The organism is Peribacillus deserti, assembly GCF_016909175.1.
Taxonomy (GTDB): domain Bacteria; phylum Bacillota; class Bacilli; order Bacillales; family DSM-1321; genus Paraperibacillus; species Paraperibacillus deserti.
Window position 1 is genome coordinate 16,602 of sequence record NZ_JAFBFI010000004.1, and the last position, 19,290, is coordinate 35,891.

Sequence of the window (19,290 nt, forward strand, 5' to 3'; positions counted from 1 at the left end):
AAAGCGGAGAACGGTGCTTTTCAAATCCAACTATTTAAAGAGTTGGATTTTAGACCAGACAATGCTGACGGTCAGTTCATTTGAAAAGCAGCCATCCGAGCAGCATAAGACGAGGACTGCTGGAAGGCGCTCATTGCCTTCTGGCAGGGCTTGGCTTATGACGGGAGACGGGAGGATGGCAGTTCGGAGCTGGACAGACAGAAAAGCGGAGATCCGTTTTTCAAGTCTTTGGTATTTAATAGCTGGATGAGAAACTGACAATCGTTTACGATCAGTTAATATGATCGTACCCCATAATGCCTTTTATTTGGCCAGCTCCAAGCTGCAGCCCTCGAGTCATAAGCCAACCAGTCCATGAGAAGAAAATCGCTTCTCACAGCCTGCTCGTCTTATGCTTGTCGGGCGGCTCCTTCGCTCTCGCTCAGGACCGCTTTCCGCTTTTCTATTTGTACAAACAAAAAACTCCCGTTCCTATGCTTTCGCATAGGGACGAGAGTTTACCCGCGGTTCCACCCTATTTGCCGATAAATCGGCCGCTTTTGCTGGTATTCCAGCCTGCTCTGCTCGGGACTGCCTTCCCTAAAGTCTCTTTTCCCGGCTTTCACCGACCCGGGCTCGCTATAAAAGAGTAATTTCAGGTACTACTTTCCTTCAACGCATCCATATAATTAAACAAATTTTATAAGATTGCATGATAATTTGTCAATAGCTTTGTATCTTTTAAACGCTTTTATGTTTAAAACTGCTGTTTGAACTTGTCCATCTGGTCCAGGAATTTTTTTGATTTGAGCTGAAGTCCTGAGTATTCCTCGTAATACGTATGAATTACATGCTCCAGTTCTTTTTTAGTTTCGGGCTTTACCGAAATGCTGCCAAGCCTGCTTAAATCAAAATAATAAAACACTCTTAACAGTTTCACTGCTGCAGGAGATATTTTCAAATGGTAAGGATCTTTTTCAATACATCGATGGCAGATAAATCCGCCCTCACGGATTGAAAACGAAAAATTCCCTTCGGCTGAGCCGCAGCTGGCACATTGATTTAAACTAGGATGCAGCCCCAATACATCAAGCATTTTCATTTCAAAAATAAACTTGATGATTTCACTGTCATAGCCTTCATTTATGTAATTAAGGGATTGATACAGCAGTTCAAATAAATAAGGATTGGGTTTTCTATCCTCCACACTCTTATCGAGCAATTCAACAATATAGGAAGCATAGGCCGTTGAAATGATATCCTCCCTTATAGATCTCATAGAGGAAAATGTCTCTCCCTGCTGCAGACCGCCCATTCCTTTAGAAGACTGCACGAGGTAGGAGCCGTAATTGAATAATTGGGTGACAGAAGAGAACCTGCTGCTCGGTTTGCTTGCGCCTCTTGCCATCACCGCAATTTTCCCCCATTCACGGGTATACAGTGTAATAATTTTATTATTTTCTCCGTAATTGGAACGTCTTATTACTATTCCCTCACATTTTTGGAGCATGATAAGGTACCCACCCTTCAGAGTGGAAGCAAGACATTCTACGAGATAGGGAAATCTGTTTCTGCTAGCTCAGTTTCTGCCATTTCGGGTTTATCGCCATGATCCAGCTCCAATTCTTTAAACAGGAGATAGGTATCAATATTACCTGTACTGCTAAATACTCTCCAGGTAAAATCCAACATTATAAGCCCACCTTTCAAATGTATAAACTAGCATTCATAAATACTATCCCAAACCTTAAGATTATCTTGACCATTCTGTCCGTTTTCATGTTAAACATTTTTTACTACGTATAAATTCAGTAATTCCTGAAATTGCATGGGTATGAGCTTAATATTCGTCTTCCCGGAAACCATAGTCCCTTAGCTGTCCAGCCTTATTTCTCCAATCCTTCTGCACCTTCACCCAGAGTTCCAGAAACACCTTGGACCCTAGAAGATTCTCAATGTCAAGACGGGCACGCTGGCCGATTTCCTTAAGCATTTTCCCTTGTTTTCCAATAACAATTCCCTTTTGTGAATCCCTTTCGACAATTACAGTCGCCATAACATGTACGGTCTCACTGTTTTCTTCCCGTTTTATAGAGTCAATCACAACAGCTATTGAGTGAGGAATTTCTTCTCTTGTTAAGTGCAGAGCCTTTTCCCTTATTAATTCTGAAATAATGAATCTTTCCGGATGGTCTGTAACCTGGTCGGCTGGATAATATTGAGGACCTTCCGGCAGAAATTCCTTAATTTGATTCAGAAGTGTATCAACGTTATTTCCCTGCAGGGCTGATATGGGAACAACTTCTTTAAACTGCAATTTTGAGGAGTATGTTTCTATCAGCGGCATTAACTCATCTGGGTGTATCTGGTCGATCTTGTTAATCACTAAAAATACGGGAGTGGTTATGGTTTTAAGCTTTTCAATGATAAACTCGTCGCCTCTGCCAAAGCCTTCCTCCGCATTAATCATAAACAATACAAGGTCTACACCTTTTAGTGTATTTTGTGCAACCTTCATCATAAAATCACCGAGCTTGTGCTTCGGCTTATGAATTCCCGGAGTGTCAATGAATATCATTTGAGCATCATTAAGAGTAAGAACTCCCTGAACTTTGTTTCTCGTTGTTTGAGGCTTATCGCTCATAATGGCAATTTTCTGCCCGATAACCCTATTTAAATACGTTGATTTTCCAACATTCGGGCGTCCAATAATGGATATAAAACCTGATTTGTAATTCTTTGATGTATTCTCATTCATATTATTCATGTAAATCCTCCGGTGAAAAAGCTCCTGGTAATAATTCTTCCACAGTTATTTCCTTTATTTCCCCTTTTAAATTCGTTAAAACTACTTTCATATCTTTTGGACAAAATTCTGAGATAACCTGCCGGCAGGCTCCGCATGGTGAAACAGGCCCGTCCGTATCGGCGACAACAGCAAGCATCGCGAAGTCCTTGTCTCCTTCTGAAATAGCTTTAAAAAAGGCAGTTCTTTCAGCACAATTCGTCATGCTGTAACCTGCATTTTCTATGTTGCATCCACCATAGACTTTCCCATCTTTCGTGAGAAGGGCGGCTCCTACTTGAAAATTTGAATAGGGAACGTAGGCTTTTTGTCTAGCTTCTTTTGCTTTTTCAATAAGTTCCTGAATGTTCATAAAATAACTTCCTTTCCGATTGCTGTCCAAAAATTGAATCAGCTTTTTAATAATTTTAAAATCTCGATCAGCCTGGGTAAAAAAATGACTGCACCAATGATGATTGAGATCAATGAAAAAACGAGTACCGCCCCGGCTGCCATATCTTTTGCCTGTTTAGCCAGCAGGTGATACTCTTCCGTTGCAAGATCAACCGCCCGCTCTAGAGCAGAATTGATCATTTCAAGGGAAATCGTTACACCTATCGCGAGTAGAACAAATAACCATTCAGTATAAGTCAGGTTCAGGACCCACCCCGAGATAAGAACTAAAATCGATACTACAGCATGGATCCGTACATTTCTCTCCGTTTTTAAAGCCGTATAAATTCCTATGGCAGCAAAATATATACTTTTATAAAAAGGGTGCTTTCGTCCCTTATGACCGTGTAAGCCCATATTCATCCAATATTTCCTTTTGCTTGCCAAACATTATTTTTTCTTCTTCATCTGTCATATGATCATATCCAAGCAGATGGAGAAATCCGTGCAATGCCAGGAATCCAAGCTCTCTTTCAAAAGAGTGTTCATAGTCACCCGCCTGTTCCCTTGTTTTTTCTACAGAAATAATAATGTCACCAAGAACTCTTGGCATGTCTGCCCCTTTGATTTCGACCTCATCTTCGCCCATCTCTTCGAGTGCGAACGATATAACGTCGGTCGGTTTGTCTTTGCCTCGGTATTCCCGATTTATTTCCTGAATTCTGTTATTATCCACAAACGTGACAGATAGTTCCGTCTGCGGCTGGATGGAAAGCTTTTCTGAAGCAAATTGGAGCAGTTCTTCTACAAGTCCCTGCTCTCGTTCTGTTGTTTCGTTGGTTTCATCAATAAAGTCAATACTTAGCATCGTTTTTCACCTGCTATTTTGTTTTTTTGAAATCCGGGTATTCTATGCGATTATGGAATATTCCCTTAAGAGTCTCGCTCAATGATTTATTCACCATATCCAGCTCTTTCATTGTTATATCACATTCATTAAATTGCCCATCCTGAAGACGTTCTACAATTATGCTTTTTATTAATTCGTCAATCTTGTCGGAAGTGGGATTACCCATCGACCTAACAGCTGCCTCAACGCTGTCAGCAATGCTTATAACCGCCGTTTCCTTTGTCTGCGGTTTCGGTCCCGGATACCGGAATTCTGCTTCTCTTACGTCTTCTCCCTGCTGTGCTGCTTTATGGTAGAAATATTTTAGCAAAGTAGTACCATGGTGCTCTCTTGCAATAGAAACGATTTCTTCCGGCATCCGATATTTCCTTAAGGATTCTACACCGTCAGATACATGAGCAATAATAATGTCTTTACTTATTTCAGGGTCGAGCCGGTCATGCGGATTTTCTATATTCATTTGATTTTCAATAAAAAATTGCGGCCGCTTTGTTTTCCCTATATCGTGATAATAGCAGCCTACCCTGGCCAATAATCCATTCGCTCCTATGGACTCACAGGCAGACTCTGCCAGGTTTGCTACCATAATACTATGATGATATGTTCCCGGCGCTTCGGTTAAGATTCTCCTCAGCAGAGGATGGTTTGGATTCGATAACTCAATCAGCCTTACGGTTGTCAATATTCCAAAGCCAGTTTCAAAAAATGGCAGTACACCCATTGTGAGTATTGAGGATGAAAGCCCTGAAACCAATGAGGAAATGATGTAAAAAATAAATTCTATTTTAAGTGAACGGACATCCATAATAAACAAAAGGGCTAATATGAGCAAGAAGTTAAGCACTGATAAAAGTAATCCTGCTTGAAGAATTTTCGTTCTATAGTTTTTAGTGTACAAAAGGATAATTCCAGCAGTACCGCTGAGCAGTATATACAGCCCGGCAGCGATATGTAAATTAGATGCAGAACCATCGTTAAAGATAATGGTTCCATACGATGCTAATACAATTGTTATAGCTATAGCAAGTCTTTCATTCAACAGAACCTTAATCAGCATAGCCGCAAATGCTGCAGGGAAAAAGTAGACCATATCAATATATTCTGCTCTTTGAAACAGAGAAACAGTTTTCATGATTAATAAAGCAAGAAGGTATACAAAACTGAAGAGCAAGATCTGGCTTTGCTTTTTGTCGGTATTCTCATTAATAAGCTGAAAGTAATAATACAATCCGCTCATAGTCAACAGAATAAGCAGTCCCAGGCCGATAAATGGAAGATATGAAGTCTGCTCTTCGAGGAACCCTGCCAGCTTTAGCTGGCGGTAAATATCCCGGTCTACCAGCTGCCCTTCCTCTACGATTACCTCACCTTGCAATATCTTTACTGGTTCAACGCTTTCTACTGCTGCCTGCACCTTTTCTTCAGACTTTTGGCTGTCATAAAATTCATTCTGGATAATAGCGAAACGGGCTAATTCAATTGAGGCTTGCTTAATCTCCCCTGGCAGGCTTGATGCCTTAAGTTGTTCTTCTACTCTGTTCTTCGCAGGCTCAACTTCTCTGGCTGGTATTTTGGTGCTCATAACATTATGTATGGCGGTCAAGGTAAGATCCCTTGCCATGACAAAATTTTCATCATCTGCTTTTAAAAGGGCAGAAAATACCGAATCTGACAGTTCTTTTGTTACATCTCCAGTCAGCTTTTGTTTGGCTAAGGTTACGTGAGCTGGAATACCTTCTGATACTTTCTTTGATGGGGGACCATCAATCTGGCTTTCCTCATTATCTACTTGTTTAGTTTCCAGTTCTTCCTTTACTTCTTTAACAGAATCAAAAATAGAAGATATAAGATCAACACGGTTTTGGGCATACTCCTTTTTGAGAGTAAATACATCTTCAACATCCTTCGCAGCTTCCTGCTTGTCTTGTTCTGTTTTCTCTTTATCTACAACGGTTTGAGGTGCACGAATCGTCTTGTCTGACGGGGTAAGCAATGACACATTTATTTTTTCTGGCTTGACATTATCGAACATAACGAAATACGAAATTAACCCCAATAGAATAAAAAGCAAAGCCTGAAAAACCTTCATTCTCAAAAGTTCTTTTAATTTAGCAATTGCTTTATGCACTCTGCTCATTTCCAGCCCCCCTGAACAAAACAATGATACAGCTAATTCTATTTATAATCTATGTACGTAAAATAATATCAGTTTTCCAGTGAAGTTTCATCCTAATTAAGAATAGCCATGTCTTTGTCATTTCGTATGCCTTAAAAAAAGCCTACCAATTGGCTTGGCAGGCTTATCTTACCTTATTGATTCGCTTTTTCGTATGCGCCAATAATTTTTGCAACTAGTGGATGTCTTACAATATCACTCTGTTCGAGTATAACAAACGACATGCCAGACACATTTTTTAAGATTTCTTCAGCAGTTAGCAAGCCAGATTTCGCTCCCTTTGGCAGGTCAATCTGTGAAGGGTCTCCGGTTATTACCATCTTTGAGCCGAAACCAAGGCGTGTTAAAAACATTTTCATCTGGGCTTGTGTAGTATTTTGTGCTTCATCAAGAATGACAAACGCATCATCCAGGGTTCTTCCTCTCATGTATGCCAGAGGCGCGATTTCAATGGTGCCCCGCTCTATCATCCGCTCTGTATGGTCAGGGCCTAAAACGTCGTGCAGAGCATCATAGAGAGGCCGTAAATAAGGATCCACTTTTTCTTTTAAGTCACCCGGTAAAAAACCGAGGCTTTCACCAGCTTCTACAGCCGGCCTTGTAAGAATGATCCTTTTTACACTTCCATTTTTCAAGGCATTGACCGCCATAATCACAGCAAGATAGGTTTTACCGGTACCTGCCGGGCCAATGCCAAAAACAAGATCATTTTTTCTTATTTCCGAGATATATTGACGCTGGCCAAGAGTTTTAACCCGGATTGTTTTCCCCTTGGCATTCTTCATAATTTCTTCATTGTATAATTCCAAAAAATATTCTATAGTCCCTTTTTGAGCCATTTGTACAGCGTACATTGTATCCCGCGAACTAATATTGATGCCTTTTCTAATTACTTTTAATAACGATTTTAGAACGGTTTCTGCCTTTTCAGCAGAAGTCTGGCTGCCTGTAATAGTAATGTCCTCACCACGGGTAACGACAGACACAGCTAATTCTTGTTCAAGTATTTTTAAGTTAGAATCTGAATTTCCCAGCAAAGCAAGTGCTTCGGCAGGAGATTCGAGGTGTAAGTTGACTACTTTTGCTTCTTCTGACATTCGTTAGTCTCCTTGAATAATTGGTTGTCCTACAGCTATGTTTTCTATAACTTGGTAATGTAATGATAGTTTTACTTTACCATTGTCGCTTGTCTGGTGCAAAATTTTCTCCCCAACAATCTTAGATTCCTCAGGCAAAAGTTTCATTAAATCTTTTTTTCCCATCTCTCTTGCTTTTGAAACTGCCTCTTTCACACTATACTCTCGGGTAACGTCTTCTTTTTCTCGATGAGTCGCCGTATTATAATAAATTGGCAGCTCCCATTTGAGAAACTTCAGAGGCCGTTCAGACATTTCCGTTTCAAAGTTTTTATATTTCGTCTTTTTGAAATTCCAAATAGGGATCGAATACTTAGCTATTTTTATATAATGTTTCACGTTTTCTCTTCCATTAAACACAGAAAAATTGGTTGATAGTGGTACCTCTACCTGTGATTGGTACCAAGTCTCTCCCCACACCTCGCCATCTGCTGCAACAATCTTAGGTTTATCAGGATTTCCGATGCTGCCGGATACAAGAAGCTGTCCTTTTTTTACATAATCATGAACAGCAACCATCGACTGTCCTTTAACCACAAAAACTTTTGAGATTACAGCTTTCTTTCGGGCCACAAGGTTTCTCGGCGACAGCTTCACCTGTTCTTCAGGCTGTTTTTTTTCAACAACTTGAAAATGATAAGTTGTCCCTTTAAGCTCTACACCTATCCAGGTTAAAGCAGAAATATTAGTGGTCAGCTTCCGCTGGATATCATCTGCATCATCTAACAAAAATTGAATTTTCCCTATCTGCACACCCATCTTGTCCAATTCCTTGCGGATCAAATGCTCGGTTTCTGGCTTAGCCCCTTTGACCTCGATGCCCCATACCATATTAGACAGAAGGAAAATAAGTGTTAGGAAAGCGAGAAAACCTGCTAAAAAACCGCTGTTCTTTAGCAGACGTTTGAATAAAAAAGGCCCTCCCCTTCCTTCTAACAAAGAGAGCTTGCACTCACTATTCCTTACAGCCTTCCGAAAATTATGCAAATCCCGCAGATGAATATTAAAAAGGATGGAATCGGTTTCGGCCTTTTTCACATCCCATATATAAATATTCTGCTTAACCATTTTGTTGATTACTCTCTCCGTGCCGCGACCATCTGCTTTTACTCTTACATAGCCAGATAAAAAGTTTGTCCATTGATTCTTCATGGGTTTCCCCCCGTATTATTCATTAATAAAAAAGACATGTTCTATTTTCCCTTCCAGAAGGATCTCTTCAGGGAGGATAGCTTTTATAGAAAAAGAGCTTCCCTTAATTAACAGCTGGCCGTTTTTTAACATCAATCTCAATTCAGTATCTGTGAAGGTCAGTAATCCTCTATGATTTTCAATATATATATGTAATTGGCCAATCATTGTAATACGGGGCAGGTCCATTATTACATCCTGTGGAAGGTCCATTGAATTCATCATAAGCTGCCGTAATTTTTGTCCCCACTTTTGAGCCATAAAAAAAGAACCCCCTTTTATCTCAAATGTATGAGGTAAAAGGGGGTTCTAGCACCGAAATTTCTATTTTTTCAATACAGCTGCAGATTTAGCCCGGCGGTAACGAGAGGTATGTCCTTTTGGCTTTCCGAGAATTTCAGCCATCAATATTCCATGCACAATCTGATCCTGCCCGAATTCGAGTCTTTTGGGTTTTTCCTGATGTATGGAAGTTTTTTTACTGTTCACCACAGCGGATCGAGCAGCCGTAAATCTCCTTTCAAGCTCAATTTCTCTTTTCTCGCTGTTAATTGCTTGCTCAAGTCCTAGATCATGGTATACCCCAGTCTTGGCCGGAATAACATCCAGCACATCTGTTTGTAAAATATCCTGCCTAGACATCGATGAAGCGGCACGGGCTGAGGTTCCGCCAAAAGGGTCTGTACCTTTGTAATCCTTCTTGAGATTACCTGGTCTTGCATCTGTTTTAAACCTTTTAAAAAGGGAGGAAACGATTCCTATAATTAGGATGATAAAAAAAGCATTCCCAAATAATAAGTCAAACAATGTCTCCACAGAACTCCCACCTTTCAATTAGGCATGTGAGCGTTAATCTCGGTCGCCATCTTTAGGATCTTTGGACATTCTGCCAATAGAGTCTCTCATTTCGGTATCAGCCGTAATATTCTGGAGATTAACATAGTCCATTACCCCTAAATTTCCCGATTTTAAGGCTTCTGCCATAGCCAGCGGAACTTCTGCTTCGGATTCCACTACTTTTGCCCTCATTTCTTCGACACGAGCTTTCATTTCCTGCTCGTAAGCGACTGCCATTGCCCGGCGTTCTTCAGCTTTAGCCTGAGCAATTTTCTTATCAGCCTCAGCCTGTTCAGTTTGAAGATTTGCACCTATATTGCTTCCGATGTCCACATCCGCTATATCAATAGACAGAATTTCGAAAGCAGTCCCGGAATCCAATCCCTTTGATAAAACAGTCTGCGAAATCATATCAGGGTTTTCCAATACTTTTTTATGACTGTCAGACGAACCTATTGTTGAAACAATTCCTTCCCCTACACGGGCAATGACTGTTTCTTCCCCAGCTCCTCCTACAAGTCGGTCGATGTTAGCCCTCACCGTAATTCTTGCCTTAGCTTTTACTTCAATCCCATTCATGGCCACCCCGGCAATAAATGGAGTTTCAATAACTTTAGGATTTACACTCATCTGCACGGCTTCCAGCACATTTCTGCCCGCGAGATCAATGGCTGCACTGCGTTCAAAGGAAAGTTCTATATTCGCCCTGTGGGCTGCAATCAATGCATTTACAACTCTATCCACGTTACCACCTGCAAGATAATGGCTTTCGAGCTGATTGGTTGTCACATCAATGCCTGCTTTATGTGCCTTAATTAAAGGATTAATTACCCTGCTGGGAATAACACGTCTAAGCCTCATTCCAATCAATGTAAATATACTTACCCTTACACCAGCAGCGAGTGCTGAGATCCAGAGCATGACCGGGACAAACGTTAGCAAAACTGCGAAAACAATAATACCGGCTACAACCGCGATTAATAATATGATCGAGCTTGTCGATAACATGAATTCTCCTCCTTTATTCTACAGCTTCCCTGACAACTATTCGTGCACCCTCTGCTTTCATAACTTTAATTTTTACCCCGCTGGCAATAAAATTGCCTTCAGATACAACATCAACACGCTCATTATCAATTAAAGCAATACCTGAGGGCCTCAAAGCAGTCAAAGCAAGCCCTTCTCTCCCAATTAGATCAATTCGATTCTTATTGGAAACATAGCCTTTATCGGTTGCGGTCGAGTCATTTAAAATAATTTTATTTAACATCCTCATTTTTTTGCCATACACCTTTATCATTAAAATGGCCGTGCCAATAGAAACCGTAAGAGCTATAAGCAGGGATACTGATGTTAATATAAGATTTCCCGTAGCTAAATATAAACTTCCTGCAATACAGGCAAAGCCAAGCACCCCGGCAATAGCCCCCGGCAGGAACAGCTCTAAAATAAGCAAGATTATTCCGATACCGAAAAGAAAGATGGATTCATAGCCTGTTAATCCTGCAACCATGTGGCCGAAAAAAAATAACAAAAAACTAAAAAAACCAATCAGCCCTGGAAGTCCGATTCCAGGTGTAAACAGTTCAATAACAATTCCGAGACAGCCTATCGTAAGAAGAATCGGAATAATCGCAGGATGTGTCAGAAATCTGGCCGCTTTTTCGGCAAAGGTTTCATTTATAGACGTAACTTTGGCCCCAGCAAGATTCAACGCACTTAATAATTCCTCTTGATCTTTGACAGTTCCTTCACTGTAGCCGGCTGTCCTGGCCTGCGCTGCATTCAGCGTAAGCAATTTTCCATTTCCAGCTCCATACGCATCTAATTCATTTTTTTCACTGGCCATAGCTAATGCAAACTTTGGATCGCGCCCATTGTTTTCTGCCGCTGTTTTCATGGCAGCGAGCCAATAAGACTGTGCTTTCTTTGATGCAGCATTCCCAGCAGAGTCTATAATTGCAGCTGATCCAATGGTCCCGCTTGGCACCATGTATATTTCGTCAGCATGAAGCGATATATACGCACCCGCAGACAAAGCTTTATTATTTATAAATGCTATTTTCTTTACTGGTGTTTCATCCATTAGTTTAGCGATCTTTTCAGCTGCTGCGACAACTCCCCCCGGAGTGTTTATTTCAAATATGATGGCGCTTGCACCCTTTTTCAAGGCGGTATCAATTCCACGCTCCAAAAAAGCATATAATCCATTCTCAACGGTTTCGTTAACAGGAATGACAAACACTGTCTTATCAGCTGCCATAGGCTTATTTGGTAATATACACAACAGGAGCAGCAGTAAAGACCATACTGTAAGCAGCCATTTTCTCACCTGAACACCCCCCTTTTCCCAATAATTACAATACGTATGAGTTCCAAAAGAGTTTCACTTTGCCAGAAATAAACAGATCCGTGCTGCACTGCTTAGTACAAGAATATGTATAATCGTTTTATTATAACTCAGGTCTGCACCAATAATAATTTTACACAGTAAAAAACCGCAAGCAAATAACTGCTCGCGGTTTATAGTTAGTTAGTTAGTTTGAGATAAATGCTGCTGTACTAGCTTGTTAACCAAAGAACCATCAGCTTTGCCTTTAACTTTCGGCAGGACAGCTCCCATTACTTTTCCCATATCAGCTTTTGAAACAGCGTTAACTTCTGTAATTGATTGTTTAACAATTTCAGATAACTCTTCTTCAGAAAGCTGCTCTGGCATATATACCTCAACGTAATTAATTTCGGTAAGAACTTTGTCAGCAAGGTCCTGGCGACCTGCATTTTCAAATTCTTGAAGGGAGTCTTTGCGTTGTTTAAGTTCGCGAGAAAGTACTGTCAATTCTTCCTCATCTGTTAAATCTTGCTTCTTATGCTTAATGGCTTCATTTTGAAGAGAAGCTTTCAGCATTCGAATAACAGAGAGTTTGTCTTTGTCTTTGTTCTTCATCGCTTGTTTCATATCATTATTTAAACGCTCGAGAAGACTCATATTTCCACCCTCTCTTACCATTTACGTTTTCTAGCTGCTTCTGACTTTTTCTTGCGCTTTACGCTAGGCTTTTCATAGAATTCGCGCTTTCTAGCTTCTTGCAGTGTACCTGTCTTAGATACAGTACGTTTAAAGCGACGAAGAGCATCTTCAAGCGATTCGTTTTTACGAACGACGGTTTTAGACATCTCTTTCCCTCCCTCCGAACACAACACACTAACTCATAATGCATATATACATCATGTACTTAGCAATTATAATATAAGAGGATTACAAGGTCAACTAGTAAAGAAGAATTATACTCTCACATAACTAGTTTTTATTCATTTTATTTTTCTAAGCATTTTTATAGGCATGTCCTCCCCAGCTTCTCCATATGATGTGGCGAGGGGGATCATAATGAGAGAATTACTATATTTCATCATATATCTGGCCATATTCCTGGCTGGCATGGCAATACTGCGTATTGGATTGTTTAATGTGTCTGGTGATAAATTAAAGCGGTTCTTAAAAAGAGTCACACACACACCAGTTAGAGGCTTTTTCGTGGGGATAATCATTACTGGCATCCTTCAGAGCAGTTCGGCTGTAATGGTGATGACTATCGGCCTTGTTTCGACAGGGAGCTTAAATTTCACTCAAACAATCGGTATTATCCTGGGAACAAATATTGGTTCTACATTTACAACAGAATTTATGACTATTCCTTTAGAAAGATGGACTGTCCCCGGCGCCGTGTTTGGGGCTATATTATGGCTGGTTCCTCATATACTGGCCAAAAGTGCCGGAACCTCACTTATTGGCTTAAGCTGCGTTATTGCTGCTATTAATGGATTTAAAAAACTTGCAGAACCTATATCTTCCTTTGACTCTGTTCAGCATTTATTAACAAGCATGGAAAGCAACCTGTTCATCGCCCTTTTTACCGGCATGGCCGTTACGGCAATTATACACTCTAGTTCAGCCATGACTGGTATTGCCATGGGTTTTTTAGCTGCAGGAGAGATGTCTGTGCCTGCAGGCATTGCCATTATGCTGGGATCCAATATCGGAACCTGTGTAACTGCGTATATGGCAAGCTTAGGGGCTGGCAAAGAAGCTCGTTTTACATCTTATGCACATATTTGGCTTAACCTTATCGGTGTCGCGATTTTCTTCCCCTTCATAAGCTCCCTTGAAAAATTAGCAGCTTTGTTCACAGTCCAGAAAGATGTCCAGCTGGCTCATGCCAGTGTTATATTTAATATCCTATCATCTCTGATCGCCCTGCCTTTTACAGAGAAATTCACCAAGTTCATCATGTTCATACATAACAGGAAATCAAAATAAAGGCTTATCCTTTTAAGTAAGGATAAGCCTTTTCTTCAATAATCAGTATCAGCCGTTAAGCCCTTTACTATGGATACACCTGCGCTTGCTCCAATCCTGGTTGCTCCCGCCTCGATCATTCTACTCGCACCTTCTGTATTTCTAACACCGCCGGATGCTTTAACACCTATATCAGGACCAACCGTTTTTCTCATTAATTCAATGTCTTCAAACGTAGCCCCGCCTGTAGAAAAACCTGTAGATGTCTTGACAAAATCAGCTCCTGCCTGAACAGCTATTTCGCAAGCCCGGACTTTTTCCTCGTCTGTCAGAAGGCTGGTTTCAATGATTACTTTTGTCAGCGCCTTGCCTTTAGCTGCTTCTGTCACTGCTTTAATGTCACGCAGCAGCAGAGCATCATTTTTATCTTTAAGAGCTGCGATATTAATTACCATATCAACTTCCTGCGCTCCATTTTTTATAGCATCAGCCGTTTCAAATGCTTTGGTTTCTGGGGTATTTGCTCCTAGAGGAAAACCGATAACCGTACACACTTTAACCTCTGTGCCTTCTAAAAGTTCTGAACACAGCTTAACCCACGCCGGATTCACACATACTGAAGCGAAGCTATATTCTTTAGCTTCTTCACAAAGAGTTCTTATTTCCTTTTCAGTTGTCTCTGCTTTAAGTACAGTATGATCAATCATTTTAGCAATGTTTACGCTCATTTAAATTCTCCTTTTAACTATGTATTGTTCTTACATTATACCAGGTAAAAACACAACATGAAAAACCGGGGCTGGAGCCCCAGTTATCATTAGACAATCACAGATTCAAGTTCATCTATATCTTCTATAATCCGCAAAAATTGACCTTCGTTATAAGGATAACCTGCTTTTGTAATTTTTACTCTTACAATTTCGCCGATCATCTCTTCGGTAGCAGGGATAACCACTTTTAAGTAATTGTCGGTATATCCTACATATAAGCCGCTGTCTTCATCTTCTTTAAACTTTTCCTCTGGGATAACTTCAAGAACCTCATTTTCAAACAATGAAGCATATTCTTTCGCAAGCTGGTCAGATAGAGTAATAAGTCTATGAACACGTTCATTTTTCATTTCCTCATCCACTTGATCTTCCATTCTTGCAGCTGGTGTGCCTGTACGTTTAGAGTATGGAAAAACATGCAATTCTGAGAACTTATGCTCTTTAATAAAATGATAGGTTTCCATAAATTCTTCTTCCGTTTCCCCCGGGAAACCTACAATAACATCGGAAGTAAGCGCTAATCCCGGAAGAGCATCTCTAAGCTTTTCTAAGCGTTCTGCAAATGCTTCCATCGTATATTTACGGCGCATTCGTTTCAGAACTGAATTGGACCCCGATTGAAGAGGCACATGCAGATGACGTACCACTTTTTTAGAACTGCGAAGCACTTCAATGACTTCATCCGTTATTTGGCTGGCTTCTATCGATGAGATCCGGATTCGTTTTAAACCTCTGACATTTTCAAGATCGCGCAGCAGCATAGCGAGATTGTAGTCCTTCATATCCTCACCATAGCCTCCAGTATGGATGCCTGTTAAAACAATCTCTTTATAGCCGGCATCTACTAATTGCTGTGCCTGCTTAAAAACTTCCTTAGGATCTCTGGAGCGCATTAAGCCGCGGGCCCATGGAATAATACAAAAAGTACAGAAGTTATTGCAGCCTTCTTGAATCTTTAAAGAAGCACGAGTACGATCAGTAAAGGCTGGAACATCAAGCTCTTCATAGACTCTTGATTTCATAATATTTCCCACACCGTTAATAGGCTGGCGCTCTTCTTTAAATTGTTCAATATATTGAAGCATTTTGACCCGGTCCTGGGTTCCAACTACCACATCAACCCCTGGAATCGCCATGATTTCAGCCGGGGATGTTTGGGCATAACAGCCTGTAACACATATGACTGCATCAGGATTTTTGCGGATCGCACGGCGAATTACCTGACGGCTTTTTTTATCTCCCGTGTTTGTTACTGTACATGTATTTATCACATAAACATCAGCTGTAGATTCATAGTCTACACGGTCGTAACCTTCTGTTTTAAACAACTGCCAAATTGCTTCTGTTTCATAATGGTTCACTTTGCATCCTAAAGTATGAAAAGCTACTGTTGCCAAATCACTCACCTCAATAATTCAGTATGATAGGAAATTGCAGATAGAGCATACAGCGGTGCGGTTTCGGTTCTTAAAATCCTCGGTCCCAGCCCGCAGGAGGCAAACCCGTTTTCCTTAAGTTTTACTATTTCGTCTGAAGAAAGTCCGCCTTCAGGTCCAAATACAAATAACACCGATTCTCCGTATTTAAGTTCTTTGAGGACGCTGGCAAGAAGGCTTGATTCCCCAGTCTTTGCATCTTCCTCATAAGCAATGAGCTTATAGTTAAATCGGTCTGACAGCTTAATTAATTCATGGATTCTGACAGGAGTGGCTACAGAAGGGATTAACCCCCGATGAGACTGTTCTGCAGCTTCTTTAGCTATTTTCTGCAGCCTCTCTATTTTCTTAGCTGCTTTTTTCTCATCCCATTTTACAATGGAGCGAGCTGCAATAAAAGGGATAAATTCCGCTGCACCAAGTTCTGTGCCTTTTTGAATAATATAGTCTAACTTATCCCCTTTTGGCAGACCGCTGGCTATCGTAATTTTTATAGGCATTTCCTTACTTTCATCTATCCATTCTATTACGTTTCCGTGAACCGCTTCATTAGTAATTTCTGTTATTTCCACTAAAGCCGTCTTTTCTTGTTCGGCCACACACAAGATTTTTTCGCCTGGCTTTGCTCTAAGAACATTAGCCAGATGGTGAAAATCGCTGCCAGTTATGGTAATGGAAGAAGCTTCGATGCTTTCATTAGAAATAAAATAGCGCTGCATGATTTGTAAACCCTCTTTTCGCATGTAAGGTAGCGTATAATCACTATACTATACTGGACTCTACTAAATAAAGAAAGGAGGGAATAAATTCCGCTCCACCTGTTCTTTATTACTTTTTAGCAATAATTGCAACCCAGTCTTCCATGAGAATGGTTTCTTTAATTTCAAAACCGCATGAAATTAATTCTTCTTTTACTTCTTCCTTCTTCTGTTTTATAATCCCGGAAGCAATAAAGTAACCATCTGGCTTAACCACTTTACTCACATCTTTTGCAAAACGGATAATCACTTCTGCAAGAATATTGGCCACAACAACATCCGCCTGCTCCAAAACTCCGTCTAGTAAATTGTTCTGGCTGACCGATACAACTTCCTGTACTTTGTTCAGCTTCACATTTAATTTGGCAGACTGGACAGCTACTTCATCCAAGTCCAGTGCTTGAACCGATTTTGCTCCAAGCATAGCCGCCGCAATACTGAGAACCCCTGACCCTGTGCCTACATCCACAACCAGGTCACCGCTCTTAACGGTACGTTCCAGAGCCTGAATACACATAACGGTAGTCGGATGTGTGCCCGTTCCAAAGGCCATTCCCGGGTCAAGTTCTATAATTAATTCATCGGTGTGGACTGGTGTATAATCCTCCCAAGTTGGAACAATCGTGAATCTTTCAGATATCTTAACGGGATTATAATATTTTTTCCAGGCTGTTGCCCATTCTTCCTCATTGACCTCACTAATTGAAATGTGATTTCTTCCTAAGTCAATGTCGTAGAGCATTAAACTATTAATTGCCTCTTTTATTTCATCAACTGTTTCGCCTAGAAAGCTATTAACCGGTAAGTAAGCCTTTACTATGACTCCTTCTTCTGGGTAATCATCTTTATTGAGCTGGTAGATTTCACCGAATCTGTCTTCGCGCTCTTTATATAATTCGGCAGGATCTTCTATAACTACACCGCTTGCACCTGCCTCATGCAATATATTAGACACAGGTTCCACTGCTTCGTTTGTTGTATGAATTGCGATTTCAGACCACTTCATTTTACTACCAGCTCCTAAATAAAATTAATCTCCCTTTATAGCACGTTTTACCTTAGCAAAAAAGCTTTCTTCCTGTTCATCAGGTGAATTTTGGCCGCTTAATTCAGCAAATTCCCTCAACAGCTGTTTCTGTTTATCGGTCAGTTTAGTTGGCGTAACCACTCTAATCGTAATATGCTGATCTCCCTGTCCATAACCCCTGACATTTGGTACACCTTTTCCTTTAAGACGGAATGTCTTGCCATTCTGAGTTCCTGCAGGAATCTTCAGATTGACCTTCCCGTGTATGGTAGGGACCAGTATTTCATCACCTAATGCAGCCTGCACAACTGTAATTGGCATTTCACATTGAATGTCGTCTCCATTACGATTAAAAAATTCATGAGATCGTACTCGGAATACGATATATAAATCTCCAGGAGGACCTCCGTTTATCCCAGGTTCACCCTGACCAGAAACACGAAGCTGCTGGCCGTCATCAATTCCGGCTGGAATGTTCACATGAATTTTTTTCCGCTTTGTAACGGTTCCAGTACCGCCGCAGGTAGAACATTTATGAGGAATGAATTTTCCTGTTCCATGACAATGATTACACACTCTTCGGTTGACAATTTTACCGAAAGGTGTGTTTTGTTCTACGTTAAGCTGGCCAGATCCTTGACAATGTGAACAGGTCTCTGGTTTTGTTCCCGGCTTAGCACCTGTTCCAAAGCACGTTTCACATTCTTCATCACGAGGAATTTCTATATCCGTTTCCTTGCCAAATACAGCCTCTTCAAATTTGAGAGTCATTGTATATTGAAGATCAGAACCCTGGCGCGGCGCATTAGGATCTCTCCTGCGGCCTCCTCCGCCAAAGAAGGTGCTGAAAATATCGTCAAAACCACCGAAACCTGCAAAATCGCCTCCGCCGAATCCGCCGCTATTCGGATCAGTATGCCCAAATTGATCATAATGGGCTTTCTTCTGGTCGTCGCTCAAAACTTCATAAGCTTCTTTAATTTCTTTAAATTTATCAGCGGCATCCGCTTCCTTGTTAATATCAGGATGATACTGTTTGGAAAGCTTCCGATACGCTTTTTTTATTTCGTCCTTCGAGGCACCTTTGCCAACCCCGAGTACTTCATAATAATCACGTTTACTCATTTTACATTCACTCCAGATTCTTTCACATAAAGATCATTTTATCACTCAGACAGATATATACGCAATAACGAAAAACGGAAGCGCCTTGCTCTGACCCGACTAGCACAAGACAAGCAGGCCGTAGGAAGCGGTTTTCTTCCTATGGACTGATTGGCTTGTGACCTCGAGGGTCTAGGCGCTGCAGTTAGACATAACGAAAAGTCGAAACCGGTGCCTGGCGGTCTTCCAGGCAGATACCCGATAAAGTAAACTTGCCGACTGGCTAGCGTTAGCGACGACAGAGGCCTAGTTGCCCTTATGCGCTAGTCAAGCACAAGACGAGCAGGCTGTGGAAAGCACTCTTCTTTCCATGGACTGATTGGCTTGAGTCTCGAGGGTATCAGGTTTAGACTAGACAACATGAAAAACGGAAGCGCCCCCGGAGAAAGCGATCTTGTATGTGTCATTTGGTCCTTCATCAACCGTATGAA

At 41.0% G+C, this 19,290-nt stretch carries 22 protein-coding genes and 1 other annotated feature; of the genes, 2 read left to right on the forward strand and 20 right to left on the reverse strand.

Translation table 11 applies throughout. The annotated features are described in order from the left end of the window. Positions 1–13 precede the first annotated feature (13 nt). Positions 14–250 carry a hypothetical protein gene (locus tag JOC77_RS05725; protein ID WP_204540027.1) on the forward strand — a complete coding sequence of 79 codons (237 nt, stop codon included), beginning with the start codon at positions 14–16 and terminating at the stop codon, positions 248–250. Between the two features lie 232 nt (positions 251–482). After that, positions 483–664: a binding site (T-box leader), on the reverse strand. A 72-nt stretch (positions 665–736) separates the two neighbouring features. On the opposite strand, the gene recO is transcribed toward JOC77_RS05725, so the two are convergent. From recO to rpsU, 15 genes are all read right to left on the reverse strand, one after another. Continuing rightward, positions 737–1,489, reverse strand: a complete 753-nt coding sequence (recO, locus tag JOC77_RS05730) for a DNA repair protein RecO (RefSeq protein WP_204540030.1) — start codon at positions 1,487–1,489, stop codon at positions 737–739. Between the two features lie 38 nt (positions 1,490–1,527). Further along, positions 1,528–1,671, reverse strand: coding sequence for a YqzL family protein (locus tag JOC77_RS05735; RefSeq protein WP_204540033.1), 144 nt, complete (start codon positions 1,669–1,671; stop codon positions 1,528–1,530). A 148-nt stretch (positions 1,672–1,819) separates the two neighbouring features. Then, on the reverse strand, positions 1,820–2,746 hold the full coding sequence (era, locus tag JOC77_RS05740) for a GTPase Era (protein WP_239558623.1): 927 nt from the start codon (positions 2,744–2,746) through the stop codon (positions 1,820–1,822). Then, positions 2,739–3,137, reverse strand: a complete 399-nt coding sequence (locus JOC77_RS05745) for a cytidine deaminase (protein ID WP_204540036.1) — start codon at positions 3,135–3,137, stop codon at positions 2,739–2,741. The genes era and JOC77_RS05745 overlap by 8 nt, the downstream gene beginning before the upstream one ends. A 38-nt stretch (positions 3,138–3,175) precedes the next feature. After that, the gene (locus JOC77_RS05750) at positions 3,176–3,580 is read right to left on the reverse strand and encodes a diacylglycerol kinase family protein (protein WP_204540039.1); all 405 of its coding nucleotides are present in this window, start codon (positions 3,578–3,580) and stop codon (positions 3,176–3,178) included. Further along, the gene (ybeY, locus tag JOC77_RS05755; RefSeq protein WP_204540042.1) at positions 3,555–4,025 is read right to left on the reverse strand and encodes an rRNA maturation RNase YbeY; all 471 of its coding nucleotides are present in this window, start codon (positions 4,023–4,025) and stop codon (positions 3,555–3,557) included. Before ybeY ends, JOC77_RS05750 begins: the two co-directional genes overlap by 26 nt. A gap of 13 nt (positions 4,026–4,038) precedes the next feature. Continuing rightward, positions 4,039–6,204 carry an HD family phosphohydrolase gene (locus tag JOC77_RS05760; RefSeq protein ID WP_204540045.1) on the reverse strand — a complete coding sequence of 722 codons (2,166 nt, stop codon included), beginning with the start codon at positions 6,202–6,204 and terminating at the stop codon, positions 4,039–4,041. Positions 6,205–6,377: 173 nt separating this feature from the next. Next, on the reverse strand, positions 6,378–7,340 hold the full coding sequence (locus JOC77_RS05765; protein WP_204540048.1) for a PhoH family protein: 963 nt from the start codon (positions 7,338–7,340) through the stop codon (positions 6,378–6,380). Positions 7,341–7,343: 3 nt separating this feature from the next. Then, a complete protein-coding gene (gene yqfD, locus JOC77_RS05770) occupies positions 7,344–8,531 on the reverse strand; it encodes a sporulation protein YqfD (RefSeq protein ID WP_204540051.1) in 1,188 nt (395 codons plus the stop codon). Positions 8,532–8,546: 15 nt separating this feature from the next. Continuing rightward, positions 8,547–8,831: a sporulation protein YqfC gene (yqfC, locus tag JOC77_RS05775; protein ID WP_204540054.1), complete on the reverse strand. Its 285-nt coding sequence runs from the start codon at positions 8,829–8,831 to the stop codon at positions 8,547–8,549. A gap of 63 nt (positions 8,832–8,894) precedes the next feature. Continuing rightward, positions 8,895–9,386 (reverse strand): hypothetical protein, encoded by a 492-nt coding sequence (locus tag JOC77_RS05780; protein WP_204540058.1) that lies wholly within the window; start codon positions 9,384–9,386, stop codon positions 8,895–8,897. 33 nt (positions 9,387–9,419) lie between these two features. After that, a complete protein-coding gene (gene floA / locus JOC77_RS05785; RefSeq protein ID WP_204540075.1) occupies positions 9,420–10,415 on the reverse strand; it encodes a flotillin-like protein FloA in 996 nt (331 codons plus the stop codon). A 13-nt stretch (positions 10,416–10,428) separates the two neighbouring features. Beyond that, positions 10,429–11,739 carry an NfeD family protein gene (locus tag JOC77_RS05790; protein ID WP_338047185.1) on the reverse strand — a complete coding sequence of 437 codons (1,311 nt, stop codon included), beginning with the start codon at positions 11,737–11,739 and terminating at the stop codon, positions 10,429–10,431. A gap of 201 nt (positions 11,740–11,940) precedes the next feature. Beyond that, positions 11,941–12,396 (reverse strand): GatB/YqeY domain-containing protein, encoded by a 456-nt coding sequence (locus JOC77_RS05795; RefSeq protein WP_204540080.1) that lies wholly within the window; start codon positions 12,394–12,396, stop codon positions 11,941–11,943. A gap of 14 nt (positions 12,397–12,410) precedes the next feature. Continuing rightward, on the reverse strand, positions 12,411–12,584 hold the full coding sequence (gene rpsU, locus JOC77_RS05800; protein ID WP_026692851.1) for a 30S ribosomal protein S21: 174 nt from the start codon (positions 12,582–12,584) through the stop codon (positions 12,411–12,413). A gap of 211 nt (positions 12,585–12,795) precedes the next feature. Here rpsU and JOC77_RS05805 point away from each other — a divergent pair, with 211 nt between their 5' ends. Further along, entirely contained in the window at positions 12,796–13,725 is a 930-nt protein-coding gene (locus JOC77_RS05805; protein WP_204540085.1) for a Na/Pi symporter, read from the forward strand. Between the two features lie 35 nt (positions 13,726–13,760). Here the strand turns inward: JOC77_RS05805 and deoC are convergent, their stop codons facing one another. The 5 genes from deoC to dnaJ all read right to left on the reverse strand — a co-directional run bounded on the left by deoC (position 13,761) and on the right by dnaJ (position 18,820). Further along, a complete protein-coding gene (gene deoC / locus JOC77_RS05810) occupies positions 13,761–14,432 on the reverse strand; it encodes a deoxyribose-phosphate aldolase (RefSeq protein ID WP_204540090.1) in 672 nt (223 codons plus the stop codon). An 89-nt stretch (positions 14,433–14,521) separates the two neighbouring features. Next, a complete protein-coding gene (mtaB, locus tag JOC77_RS05815) occupies positions 14,522–15,871 on the reverse strand; it encodes a tRNA (N(6)-L-threonylcarbamoyladenosine(37)-C(2))-methylthiotransferase MtaB (RefSeq protein WP_204540105.1) in 1,350 nt (449 codons plus the stop codon). Between the two features lie 5 nt (positions 15,872–15,876). Beyond that, the gene (locus JOC77_RS05820) at positions 15,877–16,629 is read right to left on the reverse strand and encodes a 16S rRNA (uracil(1498)-N(3))-methyltransferase (RefSeq protein WP_204540107.1); all 753 of its coding nucleotides are present in this window, start codon (positions 16,627–16,629) and stop codon (positions 15,877–15,879) included. Between the two features lie 109 nt (positions 16,630–16,738). After that, entirely contained in the window at positions 16,739–17,674 is a 936-nt protein-coding gene (gene prmA, locus JOC77_RS05825) for a 50S ribosomal protein L11 methyltransferase (RefSeq protein ID WP_204540109.1), read from the reverse strand. A 24-nt stretch (positions 17,675–17,698) separates the two neighbouring features. After that, positions 17,699–18,820: a molecular chaperone DnaJ gene (gene dnaJ / locus JOC77_RS05830; RefSeq protein WP_204540110.1), complete on the reverse strand. Its 1,122-nt coding sequence runs from the start codon at positions 18,818–18,820 to the stop codon at positions 17,699–17,701. Between the last annotated feature and the right edge of the window lie 470 nt (positions 18,821–19,290).

Coding starts and splice junctions, on each gene's coding strand:
- era (WP_239558623.1), bottom strand. CDS start 2,746: ATGAATAATATGAATGAGAATACATCAAAGAATTACAAATCAGGTTTT.
- JOC77_RS05760 (WP_204540045.1), bottom strand. CDS start 6,204: ATGAGCAGAGTGCATAAAGCAATTGCTAAATTAAAAGAACTTTTGAGA.
- JOC77_RS05735 (WP_204540033.1), bottom strand. CDS start 1,671: ATGTTGGATTTTACCTGGAGAGTATTTAGCAGTACAGGTAATATTGAT.
- JOC77_RS05745 (WP_204540036.1), bottom strand. CDS start 3,137: ATGAACATTCAGGAACTTATTGAAAAAGCAAAAGAAGCTAGACAAAAA.
- JOC77_RS05820 (WP_204540107.1), bottom strand. CDS start 16,629: ATGCAGCGCTATTTTATTTCTAATGAAAGCATCGAAGCTTCTTCCATT.
- dnaJ (WP_204540110.1), bottom strand. CDS start 18,820: ATGAGTAAACGTGATTATTATGAAGTACTCGGGGTTGGCAAAGGTGCC.
- prmA (WP_204540109.1), bottom strand. CDS start 17,674: ATGAAGTGGTCTGAAATCGCAATTCATACAACAAACGAAGCAGTGGAA.
- rpsU (WP_026692851.1), bottom strand. CDS start 12,584: ATGTCTAAAACCGTCGTTCGTAAAAACGAATCGCTTGAAGATGCTCTT.
- JOC77_RS05750 (WP_204540039.1), bottom strand. CDS start 3,580: ATGAATATGGGCTTACACGGTCATAAGGGACGAAAGCACCCTTTTTAT.
- JOC77_RS05765 (WP_204540048.1), bottom strand. CDS start 7,340: ATGTCAGAAGAAGCAAAAGTAGTCAACTTACACCTCGAATCTCCTGCC.
- recO (WP_204540030.1), bottom strand. CDS start 1,489: ATGCTCCAAAAATGTGAGGGAATAGTAATAAGACGTTCCAATTACGGA.
- deoC (WP_204540090.1), bottom strand. CDS start 14,432: ATGAGCGTAAACATTGCTAAAATGATTGATCATACTGTACTTAAAGCA.
- yqfD (WP_204540051.1), bottom strand. CDS start 8,531: ATGAAGAATCAATGGACAAACTTTTTATCTGGCTATGTAAGAGTAAAA.
- yqfC (WP_204540054.1), bottom strand. CDS start 8,831: ATGGCTCAAAAGTGGGGACAAAAATTACGGCAGCTTATGATGAATTCA.
- floA (WP_204540075.1), bottom strand. CDS start 10,415: ATGTTATCGACAAGCTCGATCATATTATTAATCGCGGTTGTAGCCGGT.
- JOC77_RS05805 (WP_204540085.1), top strand. CDS start 12,796: ATGAGAGAATTACTATATTTCATCATATATCTGGCCATATTCCTGGCT.
- JOC77_RS05795 (WP_204540080.1), bottom strand. CDS start 12,396: ATGAGTCTTCTCGAGCGTTTAAATAATGATATGAAACAAGCGATGAAG.
- ybeY (WP_204540042.1), bottom strand. CDS start 4,025: ATGCTAAGTATTGACTTTATTGATGAAACCAACGAAACAACAGAACGA.